This window comes from Streptomyces sp. NPDC058240 (assembly GCF_042882135.1).
GTDB lineage: Bacteria > Actinomycetota > Actinomycetes > Streptomycetales > Streptomycetaceae > Streptomyces.
This window is the reverse complement of the sequence record NZ_JBHVWT010000045.1, coordinates 34,980-44,184: the sequence shown is the minus strand read 5'-3', so window position 1 is coordinate 44,184 and position 9,205 is coordinate 34,980. Positions and strand designations below refer to the sequence as shown.

At 71.1% G+C, this 9,205-nt stretch carries 9 protein-coding genes; 7 read left to right on the top strand and 2 right to left on the bottom strand.

Going from position 1 to position 9,205, the window contains the following annotated elements; all coding sequences use genetic code 11:
* Positions 1-75 precede the first annotated feature (75 nt).
* The 6 genes from ACFVX4_RS35275 to ACFVX4_RS35250 all read left to right on the top strand — a co-directional run bounded on the left by ACFVX4_RS35275 (position 76) and on the right by ACFVX4_RS35250 (position 4,569).
* The gene (locus tag ACFVX4_RS35275) at positions 76-690 is read left to right on the top strand and encodes an amino acid ABC transporter permease (protein WP_389985599.1); all 615 of its coding nucleotides are present in this window, start codon (positions 76-78) and stop codon (positions 688-690) included.
* Positions 687-1,598 (top strand): amino acid ABC transporter permease, encoded by a 912-nt coding sequence (locus ACFVX4_RS35270; RefSeq protein WP_266800116.1) that lies wholly within the window; start codon positions 687-689, stop codon positions 1,596-1,598. The genes ACFVX4_RS35275 and ACFVX4_RS35270 overlap by 4 nt, the downstream gene beginning before the upstream one ends.
* 209 nt (positions 1,599-1,807) lie before the next feature.
* Positions 1,808-3,421, top strand: coding sequence for an FAD-dependent monooxygenase (locus tag ACFVX4_RS35265; protein WP_389985593.1), 1,614 nt, complete (start codon positions 1,808-1,810; stop codon positions 3,419-3,421).
* Positions 3,422-3,453: 32 nt separating this feature from the next.
* Positions 3,454-3,540 (top strand): putative leader peptide, encoded by an 87-nt coding sequence (locus ACFVX4_RS35260; protein ID WP_311605579.1) that lies wholly within the window; start codon positions 3,454-3,456, stop codon positions 3,538-3,540.
* 103 nt (positions 3,541-3,643) lie between these two features.
* Positions 3,644-4,165, top strand: a complete 522-nt coding sequence (locus ACFVX4_RS35255) for a cysteine dioxygenase (protein WP_389985590.1) — start codon at positions 3,644-3,646, stop codon at positions 4,163-4,165.
* Positions 4,162-4,569: a rhodanese-like domain-containing protein gene (locus tag ACFVX4_RS35250; RefSeq protein ID WP_389985587.1), complete on the top strand. Its 408-nt coding sequence runs from the start codon at positions 4,162-4,164 to the stop codon at positions 4,567-4,569. Before ACFVX4_RS35255 ends, ACFVX4_RS35250 begins: the two co-directional genes overlap by 4 nt.
* 114 nt (positions 4,570-4,683) lie before the next feature.
* On the opposite strand, the gene ACFVX4_RS35245 is transcribed toward ACFVX4_RS35250, so the two are convergent.
* Positions 4,684-7,290, bottom strand: coding sequence for an FtsX-like permease family protein (locus tag ACFVX4_RS35245; RefSeq protein WP_389985584.1), 2,607 nt, complete (start codon positions 7,288-7,290; stop codon positions 4,684-4,686).
* Between the two features lie 311 nt (positions 7,291-7,601).
* Between ACFVX4_RS35245 and ACFVX4_RS35240 the strand changes: the two genes are divergently transcribed.
* Positions 7,602-8,264, top strand: a complete 663-nt coding sequence (locus tag ACFVX4_RS35240; protein ID WP_389985581.1) for a hypothetical protein — start codon at positions 7,602-7,604, stop codon at positions 8,262-8,264.
* A 207-nt stretch (positions 8,265-8,471) separates the two neighbouring features.
* Here ACFVX4_RS35240 and recX read toward each other — a convergent pair whose 3' ends face one another.
* Complete coding sequence (gene recX, locus ACFVX4_RS35235) at positions 8,472-9,203, bottom strand: recombination regulator RecX (RefSeq protein ID WP_389985578.1); 732 nt, start codon at positions 9,201-9,203, stop codon at positions 8,472-8,474.
* Positions 9,204-9,205: the final 2 nt, after the last annotated feature.

Genomic DNA, 9,205 nt, shown 5'->3' with positions numbered 1-9,205 from the left:
ACGGCTCGACGGACTCGGCCTCGGTCACGTTCTCACTGGTCATCGATGCATCTTCCTTGATCAGGAGTTACACCGATCGTTTTACAGTCCCGGATTCCCTGCGAAGACCAGGGATGGGGAACGCTCCTGGCCGGCATGAAGGTCAGCCCGGTCCCCCTGATGCGCGGTTTCGCGACCGGCTATGTGAACGTGGTCCGGAACATTCCGTTGACCGTGATCATTGTGTTCTCCTCGCTGGGCCTGTACTTGACGCTCGGCATCAGCCTCGGCGCGAACGACATTCCGGGCATCAACTTCCGGCTCTCGGTACTCTCGCTGGTCGCCTACACCGCCGCGTTCGTGTGCGAGGCGCTGCGCTCCGGCATCAACACGGTCCCCGTGGGCCAGGCCGAGGCGGCACGTGCCCTCGGGCTGAGCTTCACCCAGGTACTGCGGTTGATCGTCCTCCCGCAGGCATTCCGTGCGGTCGTCAACCCGCTGTCCAATGTGCTGATCGCGCTGACGAAGAACACCACGGTCGCCTCCGCGATCGGGGTCGCCGAAGCCTCGTACCTGATGAAGGGCATGATCGAGGCCGAGGCACAACTGATCCTGATCTCCGCGGTCTTCGCGTTCGGCTTCATCGTTCTGACCCTCCCGACCGGCCTGATCCTCGGCTGGGTGAGCAAGAAGGTGGCGGTGAAGCGATGACTTCCGTCCTCTACGACGCCCAGGGACCGCGCGCCAAGCAGCGCAATATCCTGTACACGGTGCTGTTCGTCCTGTGCGCCGCAGCCGTGGTGTGGTGGGTGTACGACAGCCTCGCGGAGAAGAACCAGCTCGACTGGATCAAGTGGAAGCCCTTCTTCACCAGCTCCCAGCCCTGGGAGACGTACATCTGGCCGGGCCTCCAGAACACGCTCAAGGCGGCGTTCTTCGCCCTGATCATCGCGCTGCCGCTTGGCGCCCTGTTCGGGATCGGCAGGCTCTCGGACCACCGGTGGATGCGGATGCCGGCCGGTGCGGTCGTGGAATTCTTCCGCGCCATCCCCGTGCTGATCCTGATGATCATCGCGAACGCGGCGTACTCCGAGTACACGAACATCAGCACCGATGCGCGTCCGCTGTACGCCGTGGTGACCGGCCTGGTCCTCTACAACGCCTCGGTGCTCGCCGAGATCGTGCGGGCCGGTATCCACTCCCTGCCGCAGGGCCAGACGGACGCGGCCAAGGCGATCGGCATGCGCAAGGGCCAGACCATGGTGTTCGTGCTGCTGCCACAGGCGGTGACCGCGATGCTGCCCGCGATCGTCAGCCAGCTCGTCGTGATCGTGAAGGACACCGCCCTCGGCGGCGCGGTGCTGACCTTCCCCGAACTGCTGGCGTCGGTCCGCCCGATGAGCGCGAACTACGGCGCGAACACCATCGCGTGCTTCACGATCGTCGCCCTGATCTACATCGCCGTGAACTTCGCACTCACGTCGTTCGCGAGCTGGCTGGAGCGGCGGCTCCGGCGCACGAAGAAGGGCACGGGCGCAGTGGTCGGCGCCGCGCCCGGGGGCGGTCTGGAGACCATCGGTGCTCCGGTGCTCAAAGTCGATGACGGACGCGCCGTCTGACGGCTCGTCGAAATTCCTCCCTGAGGGGCGGTGGCGCATCCGCCACCGCCCCTCGCCGCGTTCCGGGGTCGCTTGACGCAAGCACCGGCAGTAGGTTGCATACGTTCTGTGATCGCGCACCGAGCCCCCGCCGCCACACCTCCTCCGCCCCCTACGCCCGTTTCACTCCTTTCGCCTGCACTGTCCGCACGCATTCGAGGAGCCTCGTCGTGGACCCGGTGATCGTCGTCGGCGCCGGGCCCGTCGGCTTGGCGCTGTCGCTCGCCCTCGCGGCACAGGGCGTCCCTTCCGTCCTTCTCGACGAGGATCCGGCCAAGGACGAGACGCGCCCCGCCCGTACGGTGGTGCTGCGCGAGGACACAGCGGCCCTGGTGGAGCGGCTCGGCTGCAAAGCGCTCCGGCACGAAGGCATGCGGTGGTCCGGCTGGCGGTCCATGCGGCGCAGGCAGCTGGTGCGCGAGCTGCCGCTCGGCGAGGCCGCCCCCGAGGGCGATCCGTCGCCGGCCCCCATCCATCTGCCGCAGCACGTCCTGACGCGCGGGCTGCGGGACGCGGTGGCCGCGCAGGAGCTGGTGCGGGTGGCTCCGTACAGCCGGATCGACACGCTGGAGCAGGACCCGGACGGGGTCACGGTGCACACCAGGGAGCCGAACGCGACCTGGTGGCGCGGGAGTTACCTGGTGGGCTGCGACGGTGCCAGGTCCACCGTACGCAAGCTCCTCGATATCCGTTTCCCCGGACGTACGGCGGTGGAGCGGCATGCCGTCGCCGCGCTGCGCACCGAACTTCCCTGGCCCGGGCAGGCCGTGCTGCACCGACTGCCGCCATGGCGCACCGGCGGCGCGGAGGTGACCGCGCGGCCGCTGCCGGACGGCGCCTGGCGGCTGGACTGGCTGCTGCCCCCGCGTGGCGAGCTCGTCACTCCGGACGCCCTGATCACCCGGATCCGGGACACCCTGGCGGGCTGGTGCGGCGAGACACCTCCGTACGAACTGCTGGACACGGGTGTGTACACGCTGCACCACCGACTCGCCCTGCGCTGGCGGGTCGACCGGGCCTTCCTGGCCGGGGACGCCGCCCATCTGCTGGGCGCACTGGGCACCCAGGGGCTCGACGAGGGGCTGCGGGACGCCGAGAACCTGGCCTGGAAGCTGGCCCAGGCCTGGCACCACGGCGCCTCCGACGTACTGCTCGACAGCTACCAGGCGGAGCGCCGGGCCGCGGTCGCCGCGCGGCTGCGCGCCGCGGACCAGTCGCTGCCGATACTGCGCGGCGGTGGAGGTCTGCGGACCCTGGTACCGGGGAGCGCACGGGGGCACGATTCACTGCTCACCGACGGACATCTGGGGTCCGGCCCCCTCGGTGCGCCCCCCTCGTACTCGCACTCGCCTCTTGCGCCCGCACGCGCCGAGGCGCACACATCTGTGGGTACGCCCCCCGGTGCGCCGGTCACCGATGTACGGGTGACAGCACCCGACGGCACGACCGTACGGCTGCGCGAGCGGCTGGGGCAGGGGCATCTGCTGGTGGTCCTGGTGGCGCCCGGAACCGGGGTGTGGGACCGGCGGCACTGGATGACCGCGGGCGTCATGCCCCGCCTCGTCGCGGCTGTCGACGCGCTGCCGGTGAAGGGCGAGCTGCTGGTGACCGAGAACTATCCGGGGGCGTCGGCGCACACCGTGCTGCTGATCAGGCCGGACGGTCACCTGGTGGCGTCGTTCGGCGGGGTACGGCCCCGGGAGCTCTTCGCGGCGGCGGACGCGACGCGCGGCGGCGCGGCACGGGCCTCCGTACGCTCCGACCTGACAGCGGACATCAATTGACCGTCGCAGGCGCACATGGTGTACTCCGAGTCGTGACCGACACCGATGTGCGCCTGTGGCGGAGGGTCCATATGGACCTCGTCCGCTATGCGGGCTGCGTGTGTCGCCCGTCCTGCTGAACCGCCCCCTTCTGCCGCGCCGTGCGCTCTGTCGTGCGGCCGTGCATCCGCGCGAACCCTCAGGACGGTCTCTGTGTCTGCCCCTTCGTCACACTCTGTACACATGTCCTCCTCCGCCGCCGACGGTGCTACCGGTCCGACGGCCGCGGAGCTGCTCGATTTCGTCCGCCGTGTCGCCGCCGACGCCGAGATCGTCGCCTCGCTCCCCCTCGATCCCGAGGGCCGCACCTGGGTCCAGCTCGAAGGACCGGGCGGCAGTGAGGCGTGGTTGATCGGCTGGCCGCCGGGTACCGGAACCGGCTGGCACGACCACGCCGACTCGATCGGCGCCTTCACCACCGCGGTCGGCACCCTCAAGGAGTTGTCGCTCGCCGCCCGGCTGCCCACCGACGGCTGGAAGACCCTGGAACTCGCCGAGGGCATCGACCGTTCCCGGCAGTTGGCCACCGGCCAGGGCAGGGCATTCGGCCGCCACCACGTCCACGAGGTGGTGAACGAGTCCGGCACGCAGCACGCCGTCTCCGTCCATGCGTACTACCCACCGCTGCCGCAGATCCGGCGCTACAGCCGTACCGGTGCGGTGCTCCGTCTCGAGCAGGTCGAACAGCCCGAGGACTGGCAGTGAGCGACAGCCGTCGGGGCGGTACGGAACCGGTCGGGATCGACGAACTGCTGGAACGGGTCCGGGCCGGGTTCGTCCGGGTCGGCCCGCAGGAGGCCGTCGCCGCCGCCGCGGACGGGGCGCTGCTCGTGGACATCCGCTATGCGGAGCTGCGGGAACGGGACGGACTGATTCCGGGGGCGCTGGTCGTCGAGCGCAACGAGCTGGAGTGGCGGCTCGACCCGCAGGGAAGCCATCGGGCCCCGGAGGCGGTGAGCCACGATCTCCAGATCGTGGTGGTCTGCAACGAGGGCTATGCGTCGAGTCTCGCCGTCGCGTCCCTGCGGCAGCTGGGGCTGCACCGGGCGACCGATCTCATCGGCGGGTTCCAGGCGTGGCGTGCGGCAGGACTTCCGGTCGAGGCCTGACGGACGGCGCTGGGACGGGGCAGGGACGGTAGCGTCCGGCCGGAGGACGGCGGTGGGGCGGAGTCCGGCTGGGCGTCCCCTCCGGAGGACGCCCAGCCGGATCCCGTCGGAGGTTCACTGCCTTGACGTGGCTACCTCCACCGGGCGGACCCTGAGTGCCAGTCGGCCGGGCAGCGCCGTGGCGGTCAGTGCCAGCAGTGCGGCGGCGCCCACCACTGTCGCGTACACCAGCGGCAGAACCGCGGGCGCCGCACTGCCGGTCATGCCGATGCTGAAGGCGGTCAGTACAGCCAGAGCGATACCGCTGCCGAGGGCAGTGGCGATCAGCAGGATCGACAGGGCCTCGATGCGGAGCATCCGCAGGACCTGACGCCGGGTCGCGCCGGCCAGCCTGAGCATGGCGAACTCCCTGATGCGCTCGGACACGGACATGGCAAGAGTGTTGACGACCGCGATGGCGGTGAAGGCCAGGACCAGGCCCATGGCGAGATGGTTGACCGCCGCATTCTCCTGCTGTCGGTCCGCCTGGAGCCGGTCGGCGGTCGCCGGGGCGAGTACGGAGACGCCGGGGAACTGTTTGAGTGCGGCGCCGAGTTCGTCACGCCCGCTGTCCCCGGCGACCAGGACCGTGGCGGCAAGAGGGTTGTCCATGTGGCGGGCGAGCAGCTCATGGGGCAGGGTCAGGTCGCCGAAGCCCAGGCCCCGGCTGTAGACGGCGGCCACAGTGAGGGTGGCGGGGGTGCCGTCGCCGAGGTGGAGTTTCAATTTGCTGCCGGGGTGGAGGCCGAGCCGGTCGGCAGCGAGTTCACTGATCGCGGCGGTGCCGGGGCCGGCGGTGAACGCGGCGAGCGATCCGCTCGTCACGTCAGGGTCCCAAGTGCGGGCGAGTCCGGCCTGGGTGACGCCTTGGGCCGGGTACTTGTCGAGGCCGACGCGCACGGTGGTCCGTACGACCTCGGTGGCGGCCGTGACACCCGGCGTCCTACGAATGGTCTCGGCGGCCGCGGACGGGACGCCTGGCCCCTGTGCGGCCAGTACCCAGGTGGCGCGGACGCCGTCGTGGGCCTGGGCTCGGGCGGCGTCGCCGAGCGTCGGCTGAACGAAGAGAACCGTGCAGGTCATCCCGATGAGCAGGGTGAGCGGGGTGACGACGGAACCCATCCGGGCGGAGTTCCCACGGATGTTGGCGGTCGCGAGAGGTCCCCCCGGACCCGCCAGTCGGAGCGGCCCCGCGAGCAGCACGGACGCGAACCTCACCAGGTACGGCCCCAGCAGTGACACGGCCGTGGCCGATACGACGACGGCGAGGAACGTGACAGGGGTCGCGGCGGCCTCGGTACGCAGCACGGTCAGTACGCCGACGAGAACGGCTCCGCCCGCGAGCAGCACCAGCCCCGCCACGATCCGGCCCCGGGCCGGACCACGCTCGACCGCGGACTCGGCCATGGCTTCGGCGGGCCGGATACGGGCGATACGGCGGCCGGAGATCCTTGCCGCCGCCCAGGCACCGACAAGGGTGACGGCGAGCGCCGCGCAGGCCGGGAAGATGCCTGCGGTGCGTTCCAGAGTGACCGGAATTGCGCCCATGTCGATGAATCGACTGTGCAGCCAGCCGGCGAGGGGCAGTCCGGCGAGCGCGCCGAGCACACCGGCTGCGGCTCCGACGGCCAGGGCCTCGCGACCGAGGAGGCGGCGGATCTGGCGCGGGGTCGCGGCGATGGCGCGGAGCAGGGCCAGTTCACGGTGGCGTTGCTGGATGGAGAGCGCGAAGGTCCCGACCACGACGAGGACCGCGACCAGGAGGGACGTGCCGCCCATGGCGCCTCCCATGGAGACCAGCTTGATACGGGCGCCTGCGGCGTCCAGGAATTCGACGGGGCCCCGGGCCTCACCGGTGGCGACCTGGGCGGAGGTTCCCTTGAGCGCCTGCTCGACCTGCTGCTTCAGCCGCGCGAGGTCGGTTCCGGGCGCTGGCGTCACGCCGAGAGCGGCGATCCGGCCGGGGCGGGCGGCGAGGCGCTCCGCCTCGGCGGAGGAGAAGAAGAGCGAGGTCTGCTGCCGGAGGTCGCTCCGCCCGGCCGGGGCCGCGATCCCACTGATGCGGTACGGGCGGGGAGCGCTGGTGGACTGGACGGTGAGCCGGTCCCCGGTCTTCAGGCTGTTCTGTTCGGCGAGGGCCCGGTCGATCACCACGTCGTCATCGGCGGAGGGAACACGGCCCGCGACGAGACGGAAGGGCGTCAGCGGGGCGGAGGCCCAGGAGTGGCCGTAGGAGGGACGAGCGGAGAGGTGGGCCGAGGGGCGGGGCTCGGACTGGGCCACGCGCTTGCTCATGGACCGACTGCTCATGGGCTGGCTGCTCATGGGCTGAGCCATGAAGGTCAGCTCGGGTACGGCCTTGTCCACGCCTTCCAGGGCGCTGACCCGGTCGACGACGTCTGCGGGGAGCCAGGCACGCTCGGCAACCGGCTTCGCCTTGTGCTTGACCTTGGTCTTTCCATTGCCCTTGTGCTTGACCGTGGTGCGGTGGACGTTCTGGTCGGCGGAGACCACGAGCGGCGCGGCCGCGTAGCGCTCGGTGGCGATCCTTCCGCGCAGGCCGGTCTCCAGCAGCGTGCCGCAGGCAGTGATCAGAGCGGCGGCGCACAGGAGAGCCAGGAAGGCACCGAGGAACCCGCCTTTGCGGTCCCGGATCGTCTGTAAGGCATAGCGCAGCATCATCGTGCGTCCGTCTTTCTTCCGTTGTCGTGCTCCGGGGTCACGGCCGACGGCGGTGCCGGGGTCCGGCCGGGGCCGGGACCCCGGCAGTGTGCGGCTTCTCCGTCATGCGTCACACAGTGCTCCGTGCACGGATGCCTGCGCACTGGAGTGTGCCCGTGTGTTCGTGCGGGGGGCTGCCCCCCGTATGCCGCCGGCCGTTCCCCCGAATCCGCCCCGACACACCCGAACGCCACGCTCCGGTGGAGCGATCCCCGTATCCGACGGACATTCACCTCAACGCCAAGGACCGACGTGACGGAGGCCTCGCACCCATGCCGACCCCCACCCTCACCCCCGACCAGTTGGACGCTCAGGCCGCTCGCCTCCATGACACCGAGGCATGGCAGCAGATCATCACCGGCTGGGACATCACGGCCCCCGCCCCCGTGCGGCCGTCCGCCCCGGCCCCTGTACGGCCGTCCTCCCCCGACGCCGCGGAACAGCCGCCGGACCGTCGGCCGGCCGACTGGCGCGACCTGCTGTCCGTACCGGTCGACCAGCTCATCGCCGACTCCGTCCGCGCCCTGCCTGCGACGGCCCCGCGCGAACGGCCGCTTCCCGGACGTCTGGGCGCGGTCCTCCCGGACCGGCTCCACTCCTGGCGCCGCATCGGCCAGCCCGAGGTACGGCCCTCCACACATCTCGCCTACGCAAGGCAGATCCTGGCCGAATGGGGCTGGCAGAACACCCCGTACCGGCTCCGCAACGCCCGCGGCGCACGGTGCATCTGCGGCGCCCTTCTCACTGCGCACCGCCTGGGCTACGGCTCCCTCGACACCGTGGACCGGGCCGGTGCCTGGCTCGTCGCCGAGCTCCGCTCCCAGGGCTGGACCGGGCTGATCGGGCCCTGGAACCGCTGCCCCGGCCGCACCGCCGCAGATGCGCTCGCCCTGATCGACGCCACCATCACGCGCGCCGCCCACGCCGGGCAGTGATCACCGCATCACCGCGTCTCCCCCCGCAGTCCTCCTGGCGCACGGCGGGCCCTACCCGAGGCGCTCCCCTCGCCCCACGGCTCCCCCCAGCTCCGATGTCCCACCGTCCCGGATCGCGCCCCGTGTTCCTCGCGCGCCCCGTTGCTCCTTCGGGCGCCCCGTTGTTTTCTCGGACACCCCGCATGCCCCCGCCCGGTCCGAACCCGGTCAGAAGGGCTCGTCCAGACCTTCCGTGTCCTCGCCCTCTTCCTCCAGCGCCTGCCGCACGACGCGCAGGGCCATGCCCTCCCCGTACCCCTTGCGCGCGAGCATGCCCGCAAGGCGGCGCAACCGCTTGTCGCGGTCCAGGCCACGAGTGGAGCGCAACTTGCGCGCGACCAGCTCGCGGGCGGTCGTCTCCTCCTGCTCCGAGTCGAGCTGCCCGACGGCCTCGTCGATCACTGCGGAGTCCACACCCTTGGTGCGCAGCTCACGGACGAGGGCGTGGCGGGCCAGTCCGCGTCCGTGATGCCGGGACTCCACCCAGGCGTCCGCGAACGCCGCATCGTCGATCAACCCGACATCCTCGAAGCGCGAAAGCACTTCTTCGGCCGCCTCGTCCGGAATCTCGCGTTTGCGCAGCGCGTCGGCAAGCTGCTTCCGGGTACGCGGGGTCCCGGTGAGCAGACGCAGGCAGATGTTGCGCGCCTGCTCGACCGGGTCTCGCGGCTCCCCCTTCCCGGCCCTCGACGAGGAGGGGGAACCGCTGCTCCTGGTGCGGGAACGGGCACGACGGCCCGCCCCCTCGCCGGATCCGGCGCCCGAGCCCGTGCCGCGACCGGGACCGGCCTCCGGCTCGTACGCATCCTCGGACTCGGTCATGTGCCCGGCGGCGAATGCGTGGCCGGGACCGGCGTGCTGGTCAGTGGCGCCGACCGGCCACTCCGTGCGACGCGTCACGG

Bases quoted from the DNA above. Each gene is read 5' to 3' on its own strand.
- ACFVX4_RS35255 (WP_389985590.1), top strand. From the start codon at position 3,644: ATGTCCTCCTCCGCCGCCGACGGTGCTACCGGTCCGACGGCCGCGGAG.
- ACFVX4_RS35245 (WP_389985584.1), bottom strand. From the start codon at position 7,290: ATGATGCTGCGCTATGCCTTACAGACGATCCGGGACCGCAAAGGCGGG.
- ACFVX4_RS35270 (WP_266800116.1), top strand. From the start codon at position 687: ATGACTTCCGTCCTCTACGACGCCCAGGGACCGCGCGCCAAGCAGCGC.
- ACFVX4_RS35240 (WP_389985581.1), top strand. From the start codon at position 7,602: ATGCCGACCCCCACCCTCACCCCCGACCAGTTGGACGCTCAGGCCGCT.